This is a genomic window from Pseudomonas monteilii NBRC 103158 = DSM 14164 (genome assembly GCF_000730605.1).
GTDB lineage: Bacteria > Pseudomonadota > Gammaproteobacteria > Pseudomonadales > Pseudomonadaceae > Aquipseudomonas > Aquipseudomonas monteilii.
The window spans coordinates 59,442-81,240 of the sequence record NZ_BBIS01000010.1; the positions used below are offsets into that span (position 1 = coordinate 59,442).

General features: G+C 59.2%; 24 protein-coding genes, 1 tRNA gene and 1 pseudogene. 18 read left to right on the forward strand and 8 right to left on the reverse strand.

The features are described from left to right. The first annotated feature begins 118 nt into the window (after window positions 1-118). The 17 genes and pseudogenes from PM2_RS05760 to PM2_RS05840 all read left to right on the forward strand — a co-directional run bounded on the left by PM2_RS05760 (window position 119) and on the right by PM2_RS05840 (window position 13,083). Window positions 119-448 (forward strand): ribbon-helix-helix domain-containing protein, encoded by a 330-nt coding sequence (locus tag PM2_RS05760; RefSeq protein WP_016711999.1) that lies wholly within the window; start codon window positions 119-121, stop codon window positions 446-448. 92 nt (window positions 449-540) lie between these two features. Continuing rightward, window positions 541-762, forward strand: a complete 222-nt coding sequence (locus tag PM2_RS05765) for an FmdB family zinc ribbon protein (RefSeq protein ID WP_003254776.1) — start codon at window positions 541-543, stop codon at window positions 760-762. A gap of 93 nt (window positions 763-855) precedes the next feature. Then, window positions 856-2,631: an aspartate--tRNA ligase gene (gene aspS, locus PM2_RS05770; RefSeq protein ID WP_019098464.1), complete on the forward strand. Its 1,776-nt coding sequence runs from the start codon at window positions 856-858 to the stop codon at window positions 2,629-2,631. Between the two features lie 113 nt (window positions 2,632-2,744). Beyond that, window positions 2,745-3,491 carry a YebC/PmpR family DNA-binding transcriptional regulator gene (locus PM2_RS05775; RefSeq protein WP_016711997.1) on the forward strand — a complete coding sequence of 249 codons (747 nt, stop codon included), beginning with the start codon at window positions 2,745-2,747 and terminating at the stop codon, window positions 3,489-3,491. Between the two features lie 122 nt (window positions 3,492-3,613). Continuing rightward, the gene (gene ruvC, locus PM2_RS05780) at window positions 3,614-4,138 is read left to right on the forward strand and encodes a crossover junction endodeoxyribonuclease RuvC (protein ID WP_003254769.1); all 525 of its coding nucleotides are present in this window, start codon (window positions 3,614-3,616) and stop codon (window positions 4,136-4,138) included. 109 nt (window positions 4,139-4,247) lie between these two features. After that, a complete protein-coding gene (gene ruvA, locus PM2_RS05785) occupies window positions 4,248-4,865 on the forward strand; it encodes a Holliday junction branch migration protein RuvA (RefSeq protein WP_016711996.1) in 618 nt (205 codons plus the stop codon). Continuing rightward, on the forward strand, window positions 4,862-5,908 hold the full coding sequence (gene ruvB / locus PM2_RS05790; RefSeq protein ID WP_019098466.1) for a Holliday junction branch migration DNA helicase RuvB: 1,047 nt from the start codon (window positions 4,862-4,864) through the stop codon (window positions 5,906-5,908). The genes ruvA and ruvB overlap by 4 nt, the downstream gene beginning before the upstream one ends. 125 nt (window positions 5,909-6,033) lie before the next feature. Then, a pseudogene (gene ybgC, locus PM2_RS05795) lies at window positions 6,034-6,487 on the forward strand (tol-pal system-associated acyl-CoA thioesterase). 2 nt (window positions 6,488-6,489) lie between these two features. Then, on the forward strand, window positions 6,490-7,185 hold the full coding sequence (gene tolQ, locus PM2_RS05800) for a protein TolQ (protein WP_010952367.1): 696 nt from the start codon (window positions 6,490-6,492) through the stop codon (window positions 7,183-7,185). A gap of 14 nt (window positions 7,186-7,199) precedes the next feature. Next, window positions 7,200-7,652: a protein TolR gene (tolR, locus tag PM2_RS05805; protein WP_003254760.1), complete on the forward strand. Its 453-nt coding sequence runs from the start codon at window positions 7,200-7,202 to the stop codon at window positions 7,650-7,652. Beyond that, complete coding sequence (gene tolA, locus PM2_RS05810) at window positions 7,652-8,770, forward strand: cell envelope integrity protein TolA (protein WP_016711993.1); 1,119 nt, start codon at window positions 7,652-7,654, stop codon at window positions 8,768-8,770. The genes tolR and tolA overlap by 1 nt, the downstream gene beginning before the upstream one ends. 26 nt (window positions 8,771-8,796) lie before the next feature. Beyond that, window positions 8,797-10,068: a Tol-Pal system beta propeller repeat protein TolB gene (tolB, locus tag PM2_RS05815; protein WP_019098470.1), complete on the forward strand. Its 1,272-nt coding sequence runs from the start codon at window positions 8,797-8,799 to the stop codon at window positions 10,066-10,068. A 54-nt stretch (window positions 10,069-10,122) separates the two neighbouring features. After that, window positions 10,123-10,623 carry a peptidoglycan-associated lipoprotein Pal gene (pal, locus tag PM2_RS05820; protein ID WP_003254755.1) on the forward strand — a complete coding sequence of 167 codons (501 nt, stop codon included), beginning with the start codon at window positions 10,123-10,125 and terminating at the stop codon, window positions 10,621-10,623. Window positions 10,624-10,629: 6 nt separating this feature from the next. Next, the gene (ybgF, locus tag PM2_RS05825) at window positions 10,630-11,436 is read left to right on the forward strand and encodes a tol-pal system protein YbgF (protein WP_016711991.1); all 807 of its coding nucleotides are present in this window, start codon (window positions 10,630-10,632) and stop codon (window positions 11,434-11,436) included. A 168-nt stretch (window positions 11,437-11,604) separates the two neighbouring features. Further along, window positions 11,605-12,252: a 7-carboxy-7-deazaguanine synthase QueE gene (gene queE, locus PM2_RS05830; RefSeq protein WP_016711990.1), complete on the forward strand. Its 648-nt coding sequence runs from the start codon at window positions 11,605-11,607 to the stop codon at window positions 12,250-12,252. Window positions 12,253-12,269: 17 nt separating this feature from the next. Further along, entirely contained in the window at window positions 12,270-12,944 is a 675-nt protein-coding gene (gene queC, locus PM2_RS05835; protein ID WP_016711989.1) for a 7-cyano-7-deazaguanine synthase QueC, read from the forward strand. Window positions 12,945-13,007: 63 nt separating this feature from the next. Then, window positions 13,008-13,083 (forward strand) — tRNA-Lys (locus PM2_RS05840). Between the two features lie 337 nt (window positions 13,084-13,420). On the opposite strand, the gene PM2_RS05845 is transcribed toward PM2_RS05840, so the two are convergent. The 5 genes from PM2_RS05845 to PM2_RS05865 form a co-directional block, all read right to left on the reverse strand. Next, a complete protein-coding gene (locus PM2_RS05845; protein ID WP_028700139.1) occupies window positions 13,421-14,674 on the reverse strand; it encodes a site-specific integrase in 1,254 nt (417 codons plus the stop codon). After that, window positions 14,671-16,566 (reverse strand): MobH family relaxase, encoded by a 1,896-nt coding sequence (gene mobH / locus PM2_RS05850; protein ID WP_028700140.1) that lies wholly within the window; start codon window positions 16,564-16,566, stop codon window positions 14,671-14,673. The genes PM2_RS05845 and mobH overlap by 4 nt, the downstream gene beginning before the upstream one ends. A 97-nt stretch (window positions 16,567-16,663) precedes the next feature. Beyond that, complete coding sequence (locus PM2_RS05855; protein WP_028700141.1) at window positions 16,664-17,284, reverse strand: hypothetical protein; 621 nt, start codon at window positions 17,282-17,284, stop codon at window positions 16,664-16,666. Window positions 17,285-17,403: 119 nt separating this feature from the next. Further along, window positions 17,404-17,835 (reverse strand): type II toxin-antitoxin system RelE/ParE family toxin, encoded by a 432-nt coding sequence (locus PM2_RS05860; protein ID WP_338053653.1) that lies wholly within the window; start codon window positions 17,833-17,835, stop codon window positions 17,404-17,406. Beyond that, window positions 17,762-18,043 (reverse strand): type II toxin-antitoxin system ParD family antitoxin, encoded by a 282-nt coding sequence (locus PM2_RS05865; RefSeq protein ID WP_023628684.1) that lies wholly within the window; start codon window positions 18,041-18,043, stop codon window positions 17,762-17,764. The genes PM2_RS05860 and PM2_RS05865 overlap by 74 nt, the downstream gene beginning before the upstream one ends. Before the next feature lie 113 nt (window positions 18,044-18,156). Here PM2_RS05865 and PM2_RS05870 point away from each other — a divergent pair, with 113 nt between their 5' ends. Next, complete coding sequence (locus tag PM2_RS05870) at window positions 18,157-18,507, forward strand: hypothetical protein (RefSeq protein ID WP_028700143.1); 351 nt, start codon at window positions 18,157-18,159, stop codon at window positions 18,505-18,507. Window positions 18,508-18,546: 39 nt separating this feature from the next. Here the strand turns inward: PM2_RS05870 and PM2_RS05875 are convergent, their stop codons facing one another. The 3 genes from PM2_RS05875 to PM2_RS05885 are packed head-to-tail and all read right to left on the reverse strand — an operon-like array spanning window position 18,547 to window position 21,793. Continuing rightward, complete coding sequence (locus PM2_RS05875) at window positions 18,547-20,076, reverse strand: conjugal transfer protein TraG N-terminal domain-containing protein (RefSeq protein WP_028700144.1); 1,530 nt, start codon at window positions 20,074-20,076, stop codon at window positions 18,547-18,549. Beyond that, a complete protein-coding gene (locus PM2_RS05880) occupies window positions 20,073-20,429 on the reverse strand; it encodes a hypothetical protein (protein ID WP_028700145.1) in 357 nt (118 codons plus the stop codon). Before PM2_RS05880 ends, PM2_RS05875 begins: the two co-directional genes overlap by 4 nt. Window positions 20,430-20,431: 2 nt before the next feature. Further along, complete coding sequence (locus tag PM2_RS05885; RefSeq protein WP_023628680.1) at window positions 20,432-21,793, reverse strand: integrating conjugative element protein; 1,362 nt, start codon at window positions 21,791-21,793, stop codon at window positions 20,432-20,434. Window positions 21,794-21,799 lie beyond the last annotated feature (6 nt).

Consider the following 21,799-nt stretch of genomic DNA (forward strand, 5'->3'; position numbering starts at 1 on the left):
CTGGTCGGTACGCCCGGCCGGGGTCTGGCTGTTGAGCAGGAAGATTTTGCCACTGCTTTAAGCCCGCTCATCAGCGCTTCATACGCCACCTGGTACCTGTGACGAGGAAGTGTGGCGCATGATGCAAGTGAGCAAGCGTATGGCTGGGCAGGGGAGCTGGCCGGCAAAGCAGTGCATGGATCCGTTCAAGGCGGATTTCGACATGTTGCAGATCCAGCCGGTGTCGCGTTCGGTGCGGTTGAACGGGTTTTCCACCTGCTTGCGTCTGGAGGCCGTCTACTGGGGCATCCTGGAGCGTATCGCCGCTGCGAACCGCTGTTCGGTCAGTGCGGTGTTGTCCTACGTGGACCGCGAAGTGCACTTGCGCCAGGGTGGGGTGCGTAACTTCAGTGGGCTGATCCGGGTCATCTGCGTCGCCTGGCTGCAAAACCCGCCAAGTGTGCGCTGATCGCCGGGCGGGCTGCGCAGTGCCTGTTAACCATATATAATCCCGCTTTTTGCTGCCCCGGCAGCCAGCGTTGTGGTTGACGAGAGACACCCATGCCCCTTTATGACTATCAATGTGCATCCTGCGAGCACCGCATGGAAGTGCTGCAGAAGATCAGCGCCGCGCCGCTGACCGATTGCCCGGCCTGTCAGGCCCCAGCGCTGAAAAAGCTGCTGTCGGTGCCAGGCTTCCGCCTGAGCGGTAATGGTTGGTACGAAACCGACTTCAAGACCGGGGCAAAAAAGAATCTGGCAGGCGGCGACAAGGCCGACTGAGTTGAATGCTGTGACCGGGTCTTGCAGTATTAGCCCTCCGGGCGGCCAAGGCCTCCACCGAATACACGAATCACGAGAAGCGAAACCACCATCATGATGCGCAGCCATTATTGCGGCCAACTGAACGAGAGCCTGGACGGCCAGGAAGTCACCCTTTGCGGCTGGGTCCATCGTCGCCGCGACCACGGCGGGGTGATCTTCCTCGACATCCGTGACCGCGAAGGCATGGCCCAGGTCGTGTTCGACCCGGATCGCGCCGAAACCTTCGCCGCCGCCGACCGCGTGCGCAGCGAATACGTCGTGCAGATCACCGGCAAGGTGCGCAAGCGCCCAGACGGTGCGGTGAACGCCAACATGGCCTCCGGCGCCATCGAGATCCTTGGCTACCAGCTGAACGTGCTCAACGAAGCGGAAACCCCGCCGTTCCCGCTGAACGAGTACTCCGACGTTGGCGAGGAAACCCGCCTGCGCTACCGTTTCATCGACCTGCGTCGCCCGGAAATGGCCGACAAGCTGCGCCTGCGTTCGCGCATCACCAGCAGCATCCGCCGCTTCCTCGACGAAAACGGCTTCCTCGACGTCGAAACCCCGATCCTCACCCGTGCCACGCCGGAAGGTGCGCGTGACTACCTGGTGCCAAGCCGTACCCACGCAGGTAGCTTCTTCGCCCTGCCGCAGTCGCCCCAGCTGTTCAAGCAGCTGCTGATGGTGGCCGGCTTCGACCGCTACTACCAGATCGCCAAGTGCTTCCGTGACGAAGACCTGCGTGCCGACCGTCAGCCGGAATTCACCCAGATCGACATCGAGACCAGCTTCCTCGATGAAAGCGAGATCATGGGCCTGACCGAAAGCATGATCCGCAAGCTATTCAAGGAAGTGCTGGACCTGGAGTTCGGCGAATTCCCGCACATGACCTTCGAAGAAGCCATGCGCCGCTACGGCTCCGACAAGCCAGACCTGCGTAACCCGCTGGAACTGGTCGACGTTGCCGACCAGCTGAAAGACGTCGACTTCAAGGTGTTCGCCGGCCCGGCCAACGATCCTAAGTGCCGTGTGACCGCCCTGCGCCTGCCAGGCGGTGCCAGCATGCCGCGCAGCAAGATCGACGAGTACACCAAGTTCGTCGGCATCTACGGTGCCAAGGGCCTGGCCTACATCAAGGTCAACGAGCGCGCCAAGGGCGTCGAGGGCCTGCAGTCGCCGATCGTCAAGAACATCCCTGAGGCCAACCTCAACACCATCCTCGACCGCGTCGGTGCCGTAGACGGCGACATCGTGTTCTTCGGTGCCGACAAGTTCAAGGTGGTCAGCGAAGCCCTGGGCGCGCTGCGTATCCGCCTGGGTCACGACTTCGAGCTGCTGACCTGCGAGTGGGCGCCGATGTGGGTCGTCGACTTCCCGATGTTCGAAGAAAACGAAGACGGCAGCTTCACCGCGCTGCACCACCCGTTCACCGCGCCGAAGTGTACCCCGGAAGAGCTCGAGGCCAACCCGGCCACAGCTCTGTCCCGTGCTTACGACATGGTCCTGAACGGTACCGAACTGGGTGGCGGTTCGATCCGTATTCACCGCAAAGAGATGCAACAGGCGGTATTCCGTCTGCTGGGTATCGAGGCAGAAGAACAGGAAGAGAAGTTCGGCTTCCTGCTCGACGCCCTGAAGTTCGGCGCACCGCCTCACGGTGGCCTGGCCTTCGGTCTGGACCGTCTGGTCATGCTGATGACCGGCGCCCAGTCGATCCGTGAAGTGATCGCGTTCCCGAAAACCCAGAGCGCTGCATGCGTCATGACCCAGGCCCCTGGCATGGTCGACGCCAAGGCCCTGCGCGAGCTGCACATCCGACTGCGCGAACAGACCAAGGTCGAGTAAGCAGTCCCGGGCGCATCCATATGGATGCGCCTTTGCGTTTCGGCGCAGGTATTTTTCCGTCCCGCCCCGTACAGGGGCGGGGCTGTTTGTGAAACAAAGGATTCGGAGTCGTTATGGCTGGTCATTCCAAGTGGGCGAACATCAAGCACCGCAAAGAGCGCCAGGATGCCAAGAGAGGCAAGATCTTCACCAAGTGGATCCGCGAACTGACCGTTGCGGCCAAGCAAGGCGGTGCTGACCCGGCATCCAACCCCCGCCTGCGTCTGGCGCTGGACAAGGCGCTGGGCGCCAACATGAGCCGCGACATCATCGATCGCGCCGTGGCTCGGGGGGCCGGCACCAACGAAAGCGATAACGTCGAAGAGCTCAGCTATGAAGGTTACGGCCCGGGCGGCGTGGCGATCATGGTCGAAGCCATGACCGACAACCGCAACCGTACTGCCGCCGCCGTGCGTCATGCCTTCACCAAGTGTGGTGGCAACCTGGGTACCGACGGTTCGGTGGCCTACCTGTTCGAGCGCAAAGGCCAGATCAGCTTTGCGCCGGGCGTGGACGAAGACGCGTTGATGGAAGCAGCGATGGAGGCTGATGCCGACGACGTTGTGGCCAACGACGACGGCTCGTTCGACGTCTTCACCTCGTTCAACAGCTTCTATGCCGTGCGCAACGCCCTGGAAGAGGCGGGTTTCAAGGCTGCTGACGCAGAAATCGTCATGCAGCCAACCACCAGCGCCGAGCTCGATCAGGAGGGTGCCGAAAAGGTGCTCAAGCTGATCGACATGCTCGAAGACCTGGATGACGTGCAAAACGTGTACTCCAATGCCCAGATTTCCGATGAGATCATGGAAAACCTCGGCTAAGGTTCTTTCGTTGGCCTTGATGGCCTATTCGCGGGCAAGCCCGCTCCCACAGGGGCCGTGCGGTCTTTGTGGGAGCGGGCTTGCCCGCGAAAGGGCCGGTACATTTTGAACAAACAGGCACTATGACTCTGATTCTTGGTATCGACCCCGGCTCACGCATCACCGGCTATGGCGTGGTACGCCAAACCGCCCGTGGTTGCGAGTACGTGGCGTCGGGCTGTATCCGCACCGGCAGCGGCGAGTTGCACGAGCGGTTGCAGATCGTTTTTCGTGGTGTCAGTGAGATCATCGCTCAGCACGGCCCGGTGACCATGGGCATTGAGCGGGTGTTCATGGCCCGTAACGCCGACTCGGCGCTAAAGCTCGGCCAGGCCCGCGGAGCGGCGATCGTCGCGGCCGCCGAAGCCGGCCTGGAAATCGCCGAGTACAGCGCCACCCAGGTCAAGCAGGCCGTAGCCGGCACCGGTGGAGCCAACAAGGAACAGGTGATGATGATGGTCATGCACCTGCTGAAATTGACGCAAAAGCCGCAGATCGACGCCTCCGACGCGCTGGCCATCGCCTTGTGCCATGCCCATACCCGTTCGAGCCTGGTGCCGCACGGCCTGAGCACGGCACGGCGACGTGGCGGGCGCTTGCGTCTGTAGGCGCTTCATGCGCTGATACACATTTTGTTCGGGTGATGCGTTCACCCGCTGCATTTGCTGATAGGGTTGAGCGGTCTTTGACCGGCTCCCCGAGAGGAAGGATCGGAACGTGATTGGACGTTTGCGCGGCACCTTGGCGGAAAAACAGCCGCCGCACCTGATTATCGACGTCAACGGCGTGGGGTACGAACTGGAAGTTCCCATGACCACGCTGTACCGTCTGCCCAAGGTGGGCGAAAGCGTCACCGTGCATACTCATTTGGTGGTGCGCGAAGATGCTCACTTGCTATACGGCTTTGCCGAAAAGCGCGAGCGCGAGCTGTTCCGGGAACTCATCCGTCTCAACGGCGTGGGCCCGAAGCTGGCATTGGCGCTGATGTCCGGCCTGGAAGTCGACGAACTGGTGCGTTGCGTGCAAGCCCAGGATACTTCGGCCTTGGTGCGCGTGCCTGGTGTCGGCAAAAAAACCGCCGAACGCTTGCTGGTCGAGCTCAAAGACCGCTTCAAGGCTTGGGAAACCTCGCCCGCCATGTTCACCCTGGTGTCGGATGGGCCGTTGCCGGTCGCCAGCGAGTCCACTGCCGAGGCCGATGCGGTCAGCGCACTGGTCTCGCTGGGCTACAAGCCGCAGGAAGCCAGCAAGGCAATCGCCGCGATCAAGGACAAGGCCGGCCTGAGCAGTGAAGAACTGATCCGCCGCAGCCTGAAAGGGATGATTACCAAGTGATCGAAGCCGACCGCCTGATCGCCGCCAGTGGCCGCGACCGTGAAGAAGTCCAGGACCGGGCGATTCGTCCGCTGCGCCTGGACGAGTACATCGGCCAGCCGGTCGTGCGCGAGCAGATGGCCCTGTTCATCCAGGCCGCCCGTGGGCGCAATGAGTCGCTCGATCACACGCTGATCTTCGGGCCGCCCGGGTTGGGCAAGACCACGTTGGCCAACATCATCGCCCAGGAAATGGGCGTTTCGGTCAAAAGCACCTCGGGCCCGATCCTTGAGCGTCCAGGTGACCTGGCGGCCATGCTGACCAACCTCGAACCGCACGACGTGCTGTTCATCGACGAGATCCACCGGTTGTCACCGGTTGTCGAGGAGGTGCTGTACCCCGCCATGGAGGACTTCCAGCTCGACATCATGATCGGCGAAGGCCCGGCCGCCCGTTCGATCAAGCTCGACCTGCCACCGTTCACCCTGGTGGGTGCCACCACCCGTGCCGGCATGCTCACCAACCCGCTGCGGGACCGCTTCGGCATCGTCCAGCGCCTGGAGTTCTACAGCGACAAGGACCTGGCCACCATCGTCAGCCGTTCGGCCAACATCCTTGGCCTGGTCATCGAGGACCAGGGGGCTTACGAGATTGCCCGCCGTGCCCGTGGCACGCCTCGTATCGCCAACCGCCTGTTGCGCCGCGTGCGCGACTACGCCGAGGTGCGCGGCAAGGGCCAGATCACCAAGGCCGTGGCCGACATGGCACTGAACCTGCTGGACGTCGACGAGCGCGGTTTCGACCATTCCGACCGCCGCCTGCTGTTGACCATGATCGAGAAGTTCGATGGTGGCCCGGTAGGCGTGGACAACCTGGCGGCGGCGATCAGCGAAGAGCGCCATACCATCGAGGATGTGCTCGAACCGTACCTGATCCAGCAGGGCTATATCATGCGCACGCCGCGCGGCCGCGTGGTTACCCGGCATGCCTATCTGCACTTTGGCCTGAATATTCCAGGGCGCTTGGGGGAGGGCGGTGATTTTTCAGAACCAGGTGATGAATGACAGATCGAATGCGACTTTTCGTGGTCCTACCGCTGGCATGCCCAGGGTGCGCTGGCAATAAGACATTAATGAAGAAAAAACAGTTGCCACAGCGGATTGGCAAGCTGAGGAGTAAGCACTAGAGTATGCGCGCGCAAAATCAGCTCGAACCGTTCGCACACCGTTGTCGCGTCTATTACGAAGATACCGATGCGGGCGGCGTGGTGTATTACGTCAACTACCTGAAATTCATGGAGCGCGCGCGCACCGAACGCCTGCGGCACCTGGGCTTTTCCCAGTCGCAACTGGCCGAAGACAACCTGCTGTTCGTGGTCCATTCCAGCGAAGCGCGCTATCACGCGCCGGCGCGGCTGGATGACGAATTGCGGGTAACCGCGCAAGTACTTGAACTCAATCGCGCCAGCCTGCGTTTCGTGCAGCAGGTCTGGCGGGAAAAGGATGAAACGCTGCTTTGCGAAGGGCAGTTCCTGGTGGCCGCCGTGCGCGCCGACACTTTCAAACCCCGAGCCATACCCCCCCCAGCTGCGCGACGCCTTTGCGGCGGACGGCTCGGGTAATCAATCGAATGCAGGAGAATAAGCGTGGAAGCTAACGTCGTCGACCATACCTCCATGTGGAGTCTGGTCAGCAATGCCAGCGTGGTGGTACAGCTGGTAATGCTGACCCTGGTGGCCGCCTCGGTCACTTCATGGATCATGATCTTCCAGCGCAGCACCATGCTGCGCGCCGGTCGTCGTGCGCTGGATGCCTTCGAGGAGCGCTTCTGGTCGGGCATCGACCTGTCCAAGCTGTACCGCCAGGCAGGCAGCAACCCAGACCCGGACTCCGGTGTAGAGCAGGTGTTCCGTGCCGGCTTCAAGGAGTTCTCGCGCCTGCGCCAGCAGCCGGGCGTTGACCCGGATGCGGTCATGGAAGGCGTTGGCCGTGCCATGCGCGTGGCCATTTCGCGCGAGGAAGAAAAACTCGAGCAGAGCCTGCCATTCCTGGCCACCGTCGGTTCGACCAGCCCGTACATTGGCCTGTTCGGTACCGTATGGGGCATCATGAACTCCTTCCGTGGCCTGGCCAGCGCCCAGCAGGCCACCCTGGCCACCGTTGCCCCGGGTATCGCCGAAGCGCTGATCGCCACCGCCATCGGCCTGTTCGCGGCAATCCCGGCGGTCATCGCCTACAACCGTTTCGCTGCGCGTAGTGAAGTGCTGATCGGTCGTTACTACACCTTCGCCGACGAGTTCCAGGCGATCCTGCACCGCAAAGTGCACACCAGCGAAGAGTAATCAGGTAGAAACCCATGGCCCGAGTTCGCCACAAACGCAAGCCCGTCGCCGAGATGAACGTGGTGCCCTACATCGACGTGATGCTGGTGCTGCTGGTCATCTTCATGGTGACGGCGCCCATGCTCAACCAGGGCGTGAAGGTCGACTTGCCCAAGGTTTCCAGCGAAGCCTTGCCGCAGGACAACAACGTCCAGATCCTCACCATCTCCATCAAGGCCGATAAAACCTATTACTGGAACCTCGGCAGCGAAGTCGATACCGACAAGCAGATGGACAAGGCCATGACCTTGCCCGCCATGACCGACGCCGTGACCAAGATCATTGCTGCCGGCCGTGACCAGGGTAAGCAGACCCAAGTGTTCATTCGTGGCGACAAGGCTGTCGACTATGGCGCGGTCATGGGTGCCATGGGCGGGTTGCAGAAGGCCGGTGTCGGTAACGTTGGCCTGATTACCGAGGCGCCCTGATGCAACAGCGAGAGCCATCCGCCTCGGAAAGCTACTTCTGGCCCAGTGTCTGGGCCATCGGCCTGCATGTGTTGGTGTTCGCCCTGCTGTTCGTCAGTTTTGCCATGACGCCTGAGCTGCCGCCATCCAAGCCGATTGTTCAGGCTACCCTGTACCAGCTCAAGTCCAAGAGCCAGGCGACTACCCAGACCAATCAGAAGATTGCCGGGGAAGCGAAGAAAACGGCTTCGCGCCAGACCGAGGTCGAGCAGCTGGAGCAGAAGAAGGTCGAGCAGGAGGCCGTGAAGGCTGCGGAACAAAAGAAAGCCGACGCTGCTCAAAAGGCCGAAGAGGCCCGCGAAGCCGCCGAGGCGAAAAAAGCCGAGGACGCTGCCAAGGCCGCTGAAGCCGCCAAGGCTGCCGAGGCCAAGAAAGCCGCCGAAGCCAAGAAGGCCGACGAGGCGAAGAAGGCCGCCGAGAAGCAGCAGGCCGACATCGCCAAGAAGAAGGCCGAGGAAGAAGCCAAGAAAAAAGCCGAAGAAGAGGCCAAGAAAGAGGCCGCTGAAGAGGCGAAGAAACAAGCCGCCGAGGACGCCAAGAAAAAGGCAGCCGAAGAGGCCAAGAAGAAAGCAGCCGAGGACGCCAAGAAGAAAGCGGCGGCCGAGGACGCGAAGAAGAAGGCAGCTGAAGAGGCCAAGAAAAAGGCCGCTGCAGACGCCCAGAAGAAAAAGGCACAGGAAGCGGCCCGCAAGGCGGCAGAAGACAAGAAAGCGCAGGCCCTGGCCGAGCTGTTGTCCGACACCACCGAGCGGCAGCAAGCGCTGGCCGACGAGCAGGGTGACCAGGTGGCCGGCGACTTCGACGACCTGATCCGCATGCGCGCGGCCGAAGGCTGGGCGCGTCCGCCTTCCGCGCGCAAGGGCATGACGGTGGTCCTGCAGATCAACATGTTGCCGGACGGTACCATCACCAGTGTCAGCGTGGCCCGTTCCAGTGGTGACGGCCCGTACGACAGTTCGGCGGTGGCTGCGGTGAAGAACATTGGTCGTTTGACCGAGATGCAGGGTATGAAGCCGAGCGATTTCAACCAATATCGTTCGTTCAAGATGACATTTACACCTGAGGATCTAGCGTTGTGATTAAACGTCTTAGAGGACTGCTGGTCATGCTGTGCTGCGTGGCAGGCATGGCTGTGGCAGAGGAAAAGAACATCCTGGTCACCAGCGGCAGCGACCGGGCAACCCCGATCGCGGTGGTGCCGTTCGGTCTGCAGGGCGGCAGCGTGTTGCCAGAAGACATTGCCGATATCATCGGCAACGACCTGCGCAACTCTGGCTACTACTCGCCAATTCCGCGGCAGAACATGATCAGCCAGCCGTCGCAGGCCAGCGAAGTGATCTTCCGCGACTGGAAAGCGCTGGGTGCACAGTACGTGATGGTGGGCAGCATCGTGCCGGCAGGCGGTCGTCTGCAGGTGCAGTACGCGCTGTTCAACGTCGCTACCGAGCAGCAAGTGCTGACCGGCAGCGTCGCGGGTAGCACCGACCAGTTGCGCGACATGGCGCACTACATTGCGGACCAGTCGTTCGAGAAACTCACCGGCATCAAGGGTGCGTTCTCCACCCGCATGCTGTACGTGACGGCCGAGCGCTTCTCCACTAACAACACCCGCTACACCCTGCAGCGTTCGGACTACGACGGTGCGCGTGCAGTTACCCTGCTGCAATCGCGTGAGCCGATCCTGTCGCCGCGCTTTGCACCGGATGGCAAGCGTATCGCCTATGTGTCGTTCGAGCAGAAGCGCCCGCGCATCTTCATCCAGAACATCGATACCGGCCGCCGCGAGCAGGTGACCAACTTCGAAGGCCTGAACGGTGCGCCAGCCTGGTCGCCGGACGGTTCGCGCCTGGCGTTCGTATTGTCGAAAGACGGCAACCCGGACATCTACGTGATGAACGTGGCATCGCGCCAGATCAGCCGTGTTACCGCAGGCCCGGGTATCAATACCGAACCATTCTGGGGTAAAGATGGCAACACGCTTTACTTCACTTCCGACCGTGGCGGCAAACCGCAGATCTACAAACAGTCGGTCGGTGGTGGTGGTGCCGAGCGTGTAACCTTCGTGGGTAACTACAACGCCAACCCGAAACTTTCGGCGGACGAAAAAACCTTGGTGATGATCCATCGCCAACAGGGCTTTACCAACTTTAAAGTGGCGGCACAGGACTTGCAGCGCGGAAGTGTAAAGATTCTGTCTGAAACAAGTCTTGATGAGTCTCCCACTGTTGCGCCTAACGGCACCATGCTAATCTACGCCACCCGCCAGCAGGGCCGGGGAGTCTTGATGCTCGTGTCGCTTAATGGCCGCGTGAGGCTCCCACTTCCTACCGCTCAAGGCGAAGTCAGAGAACCGTCCTGGTCCCCTTACCTGAACTGATTGCGGCGTAATACGTTTTGCTTAACACACTGGGGTTTCATTAGGAGTTTCACGATGGAAATGCTGAAGTTTGGTAAATTTGCTGCGCTGGCTCTGGCCATGGCCGTAGCTGTAGGTTGCTCCTCGAAGGGCGGTGACAACGCAGGCGAAGGCGCTGCTGTAGATCCGAACGCTGGCTACGGTGCCAACACTGGCGCAGTTGACGGCTCCCTGAGCGAAGAAGCTGCCCTGCGCGCAATCACCACCTTCTACTTCGAATACGACAGCTCGGACCTGAAGCCAGAAGCCATGCGCGCTCTGGACGTTCACGCCAAGGACCTGAAAGCCAACGGCAACCGCGTTGTTCTGGAAGGCAACACCGACGAGCGCGGCACCCGCGAGTACAACATGGCTCTGGGTGAGCGTCGTGCGAAAGCCGTTCAGCGCTACCTGGTTCTGCAGGGCGTTTCCCCTGCTCAGCTGGAACTGGTTTCCTACGGCGAAGAGCGTCCAGTTGCCACCGGCAACGACGAGCAGTCCTGGGCTCAGAACCGTCGCGTAGAACTGCGTAAGTAAGTTCTTATGCGTATGTGCCGCCGTGTAGTAACCGTCCTCGCACTCAGCCTGCCGCTCGCGGCCTGGGCTGAGGTCCCTGTAGTAGATGACAACGCAGGCGCTTATCCGCCTGCGGGTTATGGCACGAGCGGCGCCTATGCCGGGTCGGGGGCTTCGGCCCCTGCCTCTGCACAGGGCCAGCTGTTCATGCAGCTGCAACAGATGCAGGATCAGCTTTCCCGCCAGCAAGGCATCATCGAAGAGCTGCAAAACGATGTGTCGCGCATGAAGCAGGAAAACCTGGAGCGATACCAGGACCTGGACCGTCGCATCAACAGTGGCGCTGCGCCTGCCGCAACCCCTGACAATTCCTCCGGTGGTGGTGCTTCCAATGCCGCCCCCGATGCAGCAGCAGGTGCTGCTGCGCAACAACCGGCCGCCAGTAGCGAGCCCGGTGATCCGGCGAAAGAAAAGCTCTACTACGATGCCGCTTTCGACCTGATCAAGCAGAAAGACTTCGACAAGGCCAGCCAGGCGTTCAATGCCTTCCTGCGCAAGTACCCCAACAGCCAGTACGCCGGTAATGCCCAGTACTGGTTGGGTGAAGTGAACCTGGCCAAGGGCGACCTGCAGGGTGCCAGCCAAGCCTTTGCCCAGGTCAGCCAGAAGTACCCGAAACACAGCAAAGTGCCGGATTCGCTCTATAAGCTGGCCGATGTCGAGCGTCGCATGGGCCACACCGACAAGGTCAAGGGCATCCTGCAGCAGGTCATCACCCAGTACCCCGGCACCTCCGCCGCGCAACTGGCTCAGCGTGACCTGCAGAAGCTCTAAGCGCTGTAGCTGTACCTTTCGAAAGAAACCCGCGCCAGTCGCGGGTTTTTTCGTTAGAATCATTGCCCTTTTTTCGTAAACACGCTGCTGCGGATAACGCTATGTCGAGTCCGCGACAGTGCCTGACGGAGGCGGACAGCCTGTTTAGCTGTCACGCCCGTGGCGAGCATGCAAGACACACTACGCATTACCGAAGTCTTTTACTCTTTGCAGGGTGAAACGCGAACGGCTGGGCTGCCCACGGTTTTCGTGCGCCTCACCGGTTGCCCCCTGCGCTGCCAATACTGCGACAGTGCCTATGCCTTCACCGGCGGCACCATTCGCACCCTCGATTCAATCCTTGAGCAGGTTGCCAGCTTCAAGCCACGTTATGTCTGTGTCACCGGCGGCGAGCCATTGGCCCAGCCGAATGCCTTGCCGTTGCTGCAGCGCCTGTGTGACGCCGGTTACGAGGTGTCGCTGGAAACCAGCGGCGCGCTGGATATCGCTGGCACCGACACGCGCGTTAGCCGCGTAGTCGACCTGAAGACCCCGGGTTCTGAGGAGTCGCACCGTAACCGCTACGAGAACATCGAGCTGCTGACCCGCAATGACCAAGTCAAGTTCGTTATCTGTTCCCGAGAGGACTACGACTGGGCGGTGTCCAAGCTGATCCAGTACAACCTGGCCGAGCGTGCCGGCGAGGTGTTGTTCTCGCCGAGCCACCATCAGGTGAATGCCAGCGACCTGGCAGACTGGATCGTCGCGGACAACCTGCCTGTACGCTTCCAGTTGCAGTTGCACAAGCTGCTGTGGAACGACGAACCCGGACGTTGATTGAGGAGCAAGTACACATGACAGAAAAGCGCGCAGTAATCTTGTTGTCCGGCGGCCTGGACTCCGCCACCGTGGTCGCCATGGCCAAAGCAGAAGGCTATAGCTGCTACACCATGAGCTTCGACTACGGCCAGCGCCACCGTGCCGAGCTGAACGCAGCCGCACGCGTGGCCCGCGACCTGGGTGCGGTCGAGCACAAGGTGATTGGCCTTAACCTCGACGGTATTGGTGGTTCGGCGTTGACCGACAGCAGCATTGACGTGCCGGAAGCCCCCAGTGAAGGTATCCCGGTCACCTACGTGCCGGCCCGCAACACCGTGTTTCTGTCACTGGCGTTGGGTTGGGCGGAAGTGCTGGAGGCGCGGGATATCTTTATCGGCGTCAATGCCGTGGATTACTCCGGCTACCCGGATTGCCGCCCCGAGTTCGTCGAGGCCTTCGAGCGTATGGCCAACCTGGCGACCAAGGCGGGCGTAGAGGGGCAGGGCTTCCGCATTCAGGCGCCGCTGCAGAACATGAGCAAGGCGCAGATCGTGCAGGCTGGTATCGCCCGCGGTGTGGACTACAGTTTGACTGTTTCCTGCTATCAGGCCGACGATGAAGGCCGTGCCTGTGGTAAATGTGACAGCTGCCGCCTGCGTGCAGATGGCTTCAAGGCAGCCGGTGTCGAAGACCCGACACGGTATGTTTGACAAAAATCCTTTGATGGAGTGTTGATTTCCCGTTAGAAATCAGTATTATACGCGCCATCCAACGGGTCGTTAGCTCAGTTGGTAGAGCAGTTGGCTTTTAACCAATTGGTCGTAGGTTCGAATCCTACACGACCCACCATTATTCACAGCGGTTCGTGAGTGCTAGAGAGGGGGGCTTGCCACAGCCATGTCTAGTCTTGCAGCCGTCTGGAGCGAACCTTAGGCTCGCTTCGGCGTGATGTCAATATGGAATAGCCCGCCACTTATGGCGGGCTTTTTCGTTCCTGGGCCAAAAAACTCAATGACTTAGGGGATTTGCGGGCTGCTCAGCTCTGCGAACCTCGCTTCGCGACGTCTCCAAAACACGCGCAGCCAAAGGCATGGCGCCAGTTTCCTAGCACCAGTGACCTGGGACAGTTATGCGCTATCTGCCCTGCTTCAGTTAACCATGTAGTGGCTCATTGCCATTCGTCGGTTCAGAACTTCGGGGAGGCACGGGCGTTGTACACAGTGCCTGCGTCAGCAGAATGAGATCGAGCAAAAGGTGTAGACCCTGTTGTCGATGCCATCAGGCTGAACAGAAGGCTTGGTTGAAAGAGATCTTCGGGCGGTAGCAAAGCACTGGCACAGCTCTGCCTGAACTCAATCAGCAGATGTTCTGGTGCCGAGCAGCCACCTCCTTGATGATCTTGTTCGATCGTTATTCGTCGACCAGGCTCTGTGCGGATACCGCTTTCACCTGCATGCGAATTTGGTGCACTACTTTCATCCACCCGACGTACAAGCCTTAATGCCCCCTGCTGCATGCTGCGCTCATGCAATACGTCTCGCATGTGGTCATAGTCGGCTTCGATGTAGCTCATCGTGGTAGCGATGTTCGAATGGTTCAGCAGGTTTTTGGTCAGGTGGATGTTTCTTTCCGGCTGCTTCATCAGATCGGTTGCAAGCGTGTGCCTGAACCGGTGCGGAGTCATCCGTACCCCGAGCCTGATGATCAGCTTCTTGTACATCGCCTCGACCTGGTCCGAGTTCATTTCATGCCGCTTGTAATGGCGGGAGAAACGATTGACGTTGAACAGCTGGTCATCGGCGCCAAAGCCCGCTCGACCAGCTTCATCGACGAGGCGCTGAATGTGCGGCGCTAGCCCATCCATGATGGGAATGCGAAACTCGCGGTGTGTTTTTTCGGTTTCGCCGCGGACGAGAACCAGCCGTCGATCCCAGTCCACATCCTTCAGCCGGATGCACAGCAGTGCATTCAGCCGTATGCCGGTGTAGTAGAACATCTCGAAAGTTGCCAGCCAGAACCACGCTGGTGTGATTCTGGCCCGGTCCCCAGTCGACTCCTCCTGGTCAGCAAGACTTCTGAGCCACCGCCTTGCACGGACGATCGCTTCGCCGGCAATGATTTTGCTCTGTCGCTTCGGTGCAATTACCGTCGTCTTCTTGAATGGGTTCACATCGGTGTTGGGAAGAATCCCATACTCGATGCCGTAACCCCATATTGTTCGGAGGTGATTGGAGTAAGTGTTCCAGCTGCGCTTAGACAGACCTCCTTCAATCAGCTTGTTCCTTAAGGCAAGGACGTCCCGTCGATCGATGGTCTCCACATCAACAGCGTTGCCGAAATTCTTTTCCAGCTTCTTCATTGCCGCGCCGTAGATTTTCGCGCTGGCAGGCCGGAGGTCGTGATCGACGAGGTATTCCCGGAGCAATTTCTCGGGCGTCATTCAGCGGCCCCTTCCGTCACTCGTCGCAAGCTTGGGTTGTTCAGGGGTTGCTCAGCAAATATCAGCTTCGGATCAAGAAGAAGGTAGCCCCTCAGCTGCGTGGTCTTCCGTGGGCCTACTACATCGTAGGTCCAGATGTTCAGCTGCTTGCTGGTTTTCTGGTGGCTTTTCTCTTTCTCAAATGCGCGTTGTACATGCTGCCAGGCCGCTGTCCCCGGTTTACCGACGATCCGCTCAAGCTCCGGGTGCTCAAGCACATATCGCTTGAAGATCCCAGGGGTAACGAGCATTGCTGTGTCGTCGACGGTGTGAATCAGGGCCTTGGTATCGTTGATGATCAATTTGTGGGAGGCGACCCCGGCTTTGAGCCAGGCGATGAAAGCTCCTCCCAGCGAACTACTCGTAGGCATGGTGGTGACATCTTTTATTGCAGCATTCCTTGCTGTGGCTGCTAGAGAATCGTCAGCCGGCTCCACCTCTTCGAGTCCTTGCTGGGGAGGGGAGGCGGCTGCTGAGCCTGGGCTAGCACTTAGCTCTTCTGATGGCGCAGTGATATTACTATACAGTGACAGTAATTCTTCGCGCTCAGACGATCGGATCCCTTCGGTTGGAGTTGGCTGGACTAAGGCTCGAGGTCGTGCCGGCGGTTGAGTTGCGTCGCCCGAGGGGCCGACTGGCTCATCCGGGACCGCACAGACGGTTTCCGCACTGGTGACCGCCTGCGCGACTGTCTCCGGTTCCTGCTCCAGGGTGAGGCTGCCACCGTATTGAGGGGGACGTTCGTCCGGATTCGGCCATACGAGTGCCGGCGAGACCTTTAAGAACGTGAAGCTGTTCTTCCAACCGCGGCCGTTATCGATGGTGGCTTTCCAGATCGCCTTATCCTGGGCATTGGTCTGGATGATTGCCTGGTCCTGCAGCATGTTGAAGAACGGCGCATTGGAGGTTGGCACTCCCTCAATACCCTGGGTCAGCAAGTATGCCCGGAGCTGGTCTGCTGCTGGTTTACTCACCAGCCAAAGCGCATCTTGCGTTAGCCAACCATCTGCCGGTCCATCTGGGTGATTGAGCTTGAGTTTTTCTCGCACCAGGAATCGCAGACCGTCGGCCAGTTGTCGCTGCAGCGATTGCTTTGGGGCCGCAAGCGCGCGTTCAGGATTTCCTCCCAGTTGCTGGGCAACGGAAGCTTTATCCGCCTGGATCACCATTTCGCCGAGGATGCCGGCGTGCTCGTACTGGCCGGCGAGAAGGTAGATCAGTTGCTTCCATAATTCAGGGAAGCCGCTGAGCCAGTCCAGGATTCCGGTGTCCAGGACTTGCATGTACACAAGAGCTGAAGCAGCCCCGTGCAGTTGATACTCCCTACCTTTCACATACTTGAACCGGTAGGGGCGGTTGATCGGTCCGTGCCATGGGTGCCATGCGCGGCCATCTTCGAGCTCGACGCGGAGGTCAACAGCGATCTTCCCCAAGTCGTGTAGCAACGCGCCGTAGGCAGCCGCTGCAGTCCAGGCTTCTGCTTGAGCAGATTGGGACTCCGGTGGAGCGCCTATTGGCAGAAGGTGCGTCTGCCGGATCTTTAGGGCATAGGCCATGATCTCCAGGCCGTGGTCCAGGAGTCCGCCAAGGTAGGCATGGTGATGGTTTTCAGAGGCAGGGAGCAGCTGCACCAGCTCAGCGTAGCGCTCGAGCGGTTTAAGGTAGAGGGTATTGAACTGAGCTCGCGAGAGCGAAGCCCGGCGCCAGATGTTCTCCAGGAGCTGCTGACGGAGTGGGCTCTGCAGGAGAGCAGTAGCCTTCGCCGGCAGATGGAAGCCCTGTGGTGAGGCTTCTGGTGTTGGTTTAGCCGGTTTGCGGCTCAACCAGGAGAGGAGTTGCATAGGTTGCTCCATGGGGTGTGCATGGAGCGGGCTTTTCTCCTAATGCCAAGATGGCATCAACGGTAAAGCGAATGTCTGCTGCTACGGATTTCTTGGCAAATTGCCATCATCAAAAGCCAAATCTTGGAGGCGATGGAGTAGGTGTGAGGTCGATGCGTGGTGCAGGGGGGGAGGGCTTCAACTCTTGGCGATACTGCTCAAGGCTCATGCTTCCGATGAGCTTGCCACTACTTGAAACACCCATCACTGTCAGCATGCTTTCGGCCGAAACGTGGCTCGACTGGCCACGCCCCCCGCTACCACGCGCATCGGGTATTCTGAAACTCTGCAGTTTCGTCAAGTACTCCATAAAGGTCGTGTGTGTCACCCCGGTGGTCAGAATATCTGTAATGTCCAGAAAGTACTCTTCTGGCTCGAAATATTTTTGATTCCAAAGGTCTAGCTCGCCATTTTCTGTAAGGGCGCCGTAGACTATCCAGTGGTGGTCGTAGCTATTGAGTGCCGCAGTGGCGGCTTCATAGTCATTGAATATCGTTTTTTCTGACTCAATTTCGGAGTAATCTTTTTTGAATTCGACAAGTACGAGTTTATTGTCTTTTCCGAAAATTCCGTCGCCTGATGAGCGTTCATGTCGGCCGGCGATCGGCGCAGCGAAGTCTAGTCGATCATTGCTGGCAAGTCTGATAACGAAGTCGTACTCGACAGTCTTTTCCCACCAAGTTGCTTGCATATAAGGCTCCTAATCTTTTCCTTTTGTCGGACTTCGTCCGCCCTTTCGGGTAGGGCTTTTACCCTTGTGATCCATTCCATTACCCATTCAAGCCCATTTTCTGTTGAGCCATTTAACCTTTACTGCTGATGCAGGTGTTTCAGATTCTGAGCGACTTCCATAGCATCGTGGAGGACTCGTAATATCTCAACGATTTGATCTGTACCTGCTCGGTAAAACACGATATGTCGAGGTCTAATTACACGCCCGTCAGTCATCTGCAGCACGTTGAATGACAGATGCAGGCTGAGAAGCCCCGGGGCAAGCTCATCACGCAATCTGCTGCCTGCTGGCCTCGGCTGCTCAGCTAGGGCGAGGAACGTTTCCTGTAGCAGGTCTTGATACCGATTCCTGACGGACTCACCGAGCCTCACCTCAGTGAAGCGAAGCGTATCGGCGATGTCGACGCATGCCTGGGGTGATATGCGAACCATGACCCTACTCATGCTTTTCGCCCGCCAGTCTTCCAAGATTATTGAGGTAGGCTGCCAGATTGGCCGGATCGATTTCATCGTATTGGCCTGCTTCGACCTGCATGATGCCCACTGATGTTGCGTTGCGCAGCGCTTCGAGTCTGGCTGCCTCAGCTGCTTCATGCTCAAGCAGCATCCGGATGCCTGCACGCACGACCTCGCTGAAGTTCTGGTAACGACCCGTGCTGACTAGTTCATCAATGGACTGCTCCATTGGCTGTGGAACGACGACATTGTGGGTGGCCATGGATGTGAACCTGATGAGTGGTGATGGCGTTTTATGCCATACCCCTTGCGAAAATGCCAAAGCTGTCGTATATCTGATGGCAAGATGCTCTCATAGGGCAAGGAGATTGAATCATGACTGCAGCCGCCAAACACTCGATTGCCTTCCGCTTAGGCCGGGCCCTGGGAGGTGTGGCGCGCTTCTGCATGCATGACTTGAATCCGACAATCCGTTGGGTTAAGCGGGGAGTCCTCGCCATGGTAATTGCGCTCATTTTAGCCAACTCGATAAGCTGGCTTATGTCGGTGCTGCTGACGGTCATTTCACTTGCTCTCGGCCTGTACGCACTTTCCAAAGCTGACCTGGATAAGGTTGATATGTTCTCCGAGGATAAAGAAGCCCCCTATGGTCGGGACGGAGTTATGGGCTGCCCTCTCAATATGTGGGGCGAGCGTACTGACGGTCTTGATCGGGATCTTCCTTGAAAAGCTTGGTCGCAGTAAAGGACCAAGCTTTTATCAACGCTACTGCCCACCGATTGACTTCACTGCCTTCTGAGCCATTTGTCCCCCTTCGCTGCCAGCTTTTCCTACAGCGTCGGATCCTTTGGTTAGACCGTTAAGGATCGTCCCTGTTTGCACTCCAGCCCAGCCGAGAGCAACTATCCAGAAGGTCGGGAGGATGATGAACATCGAACCCATGACGAAGTTCAGAATCGCGTCTTGAGTGGTGGTGTTCAAGCCCATCACTGGATCAAAGGATAGGTGTGGTGAGCCCGAACCATACAAAACGTCGATGATTGTGCTGTCGACCCATCTTGCCAGTTGGAACCAAAAGTCTACAAATATTAACGCGAACATTGTTACTGACATGGTCATGGCAACTTTCAGTTGATACGCACCGATTATCAGCACCAGTGGAATGCTGATGACCATGGCCATCTTGAGGAAGGCCACTACCATCGGTAAGGCTTGGCGCACCATGTCCATCGCCGGGAAGAAGGCCAGCGACCCGACGGCGACCCCCAATGTTCCGCCTGCACGTGCAAGGCCGTTCCAGACGGTTCCATCGACCTGTCCACCATAATCGGTGTAGACGTCGCCGTTGACCTGGCTAGAAGGCGACACGAGCTGGCGAATCATCGAGTCGGTGACTTCCTCCTGGGACAGCCACTTTGCCCACCCGAGGAACTGGTTCAGCAAACTAGGATCGACTTGGGCTTTCAGTCGGTCCCGCAGGCCGATGTTCCCGTCAGACCACCACTGTTTGCAAGTGGGATACCCACCACCACCGGTAACCTGGGGCATGCCATCATCTCGTTTCGTGTCATACGGCCAGGATGTACGGGGTGTTCTGGAGTAATCCGTGTCGTAGTAACCAGCCGTGTTCAGCAGGTAGTGGGACCCGATCCAGTTCAGGTCCTGTAGGGCCTTCTGGTCTTTGGCGATCGACCCTATGTCGGGCTGACGCATGAACAGGCGCGCGCGGGAAGGGCCGAAGCAATCATGGGTGAAGTCTGCCACCTCCTGCGCGAGCAGAGGATTGCCGATCCTCATCGCGTCGACCTCCATGCGCATTTGCCTGAGATCTGTACCGCAGGGGATTGCTGCAACAGCGCCGCTATTCAACCCCTTGGACAGCGCGTGTACGAGCGCCCACCACACCGGCACCTTCGCGCTCTTGCCGGCCAACGAGCTGAAGGTGGTGTTCCAGCCTGTCTCCGAGGGCGCCGGCGTCAGTACCTGGCACTGCTTCCCTCGCGCCTGGTCGAACTGCAGAGTGTCAAATCCCACGGAGATGGCTGGCACAGCACACAGTGAAACAACCACATACCCAACGTACAGCTGGGTTTCAATGCGAGCCAGGGACAGCACCCCCTTGTTGCCCTCGTCAGCGCCTTCTCCTCGGACTTTGATCCACTCACGGGCCACGATGATGATAAAGGGCAGGGCGAAAAGGCCCGTGTCCGAAATCATGTCCCAGATCCCGTTGTTGATGATCCACCCTACCAGGGTGAGGTAATACTCGAGGTAGTCGTTCGTATAGAGCGTCATAAGACCTCCGACCAGGTGATTGGCGCCTTCGAAATCTCGATGATCACGAACAACAGGAGTACCAGGAACTCGATCCGCTGAACCCCCTTGGACGACTGATCTTCGTCGCTCCCAGGCAGACGCGCCTTGAGCTTCACCCACGCGAAGACGATGCTGCCATAGAGGGCGAGTCGCCATAGCAACAGTGGCAGGTAATTGCCCTCACGCCACTTCAACCAGGTGTCGAACACGCCCAGATGATTGACCGCGATGACGCCGAGCAACACGCTCAGCAACAGCATCACCACGCTCAATAACACGCCTCCCAGGAGGACTTTGAGGGGGTGGGCTTTTTTCTCGACATCTTCCGACATGGTCACTCCTTGCCGGCAGGCTTCTGCAGCTGAATCAGGCGATCCTGTTCAGGCGCCGCTTCGTAGATCGAGCGGGAACTTTCGGCGCGCGACTTGCTGCGCTCGATGATCTTCATCGGAGAGTTGTTGGCGAGCTGCTGCCGCATGTCGAGCTCGGTCTTGAGGTTGGTGATGAGTTGCTGAAGCGTGTCGACCTGGCCGAGTGTGGCCTCAACGGCGAGCTTGTTCGCATTCACGTTGGGTTCCTTGCTGCCTGTAATCAGCATGCGCTGCAGCAGCAGACCTTTCTCCAGGACATCAGCCAGGGCGACCTCGGACGCCAGGCGGGAGGCCAATACTGCCTGATCCCGCTCGTCACGAAGGGCAGTAACTACGCCGCGGGTAATGGGGAGGGAGTCGCTGCTTGCTTCACGCAGCTTCTCGGAGGTGATCTGTGTCCCGGGCTTCAAGAGCTCCTGCAGGGCCGCGAGCTTCTTGTCGTATGTTTCCTGGATCAGCGGGGTCAAGCCCACACCCGGAGTCGAGGTGGTCGTGCATCCTTCACAGGTCTGCAACTGCTGTTCACCCAGGACCCGGTTTGCGAACTGGGCGGCTTCGGCCGGAGACTCCCAACTGCCGCATACCAGTCCATTGGAGCAGCTGGACTGCGGGATGCTCGAGGTGTCCTGAGCTGCGCGGTTGTTGAGGAGGTTGTAGCCTGCTTTGGCAACATCCCCAACCACTTTGATGGGCTGCTGCCCATTGCCACCGGCCTGTTTACCGCCGACCCAGGTCACGCCGTTCGATCCTGGAGCTTGCTCGACCTTGTCGACCACTGCCACGGCATCGTTGCTCGATGCCAGGGCTTGCCCCATCTTCTGACCTTCGGCAACCTTGCCCCACCCCATCTGGCCGCCGGCAATGTCGGCCATCCGTTCGGCCATCGCCCTGCAGGTTCCCTTCGATCGGTCGTAGTCGAGGCGCGCCTGCAGGATCCCGTTGGTCAGCAGGTTGTAGAGGGCGGGATTTGCCCGCTGCAGAATCAGTGCCGGCAACGACGTGACAGCGCCGGTCGCGTTCTGGATGACGCTGCCCATGATCTGTTGGAAGCCCTGTGTTGCGCCGTTCAGCTGGTTCTGCAGGGTGTTGCTGAGGTCCATGTTTCCGCAGACCAGGTTGTTCTGCCAGCCGGCGCCGACGGTGATGCTTTCCATCTGGCCAGCGCTGCCCATCTGGACAGCGCTGCCGCCGCCGATACTGTAGAGCACGTCGTCCCCGATCACGCTGCCCTGGGACTCCACCTTGATTGGGTCGGCGGCCTCAGCCATACACCAGGTACTGCCCATGCCAGTAGCGAGAATGATGGCGATGGTAAATTTGTTCATATAGCT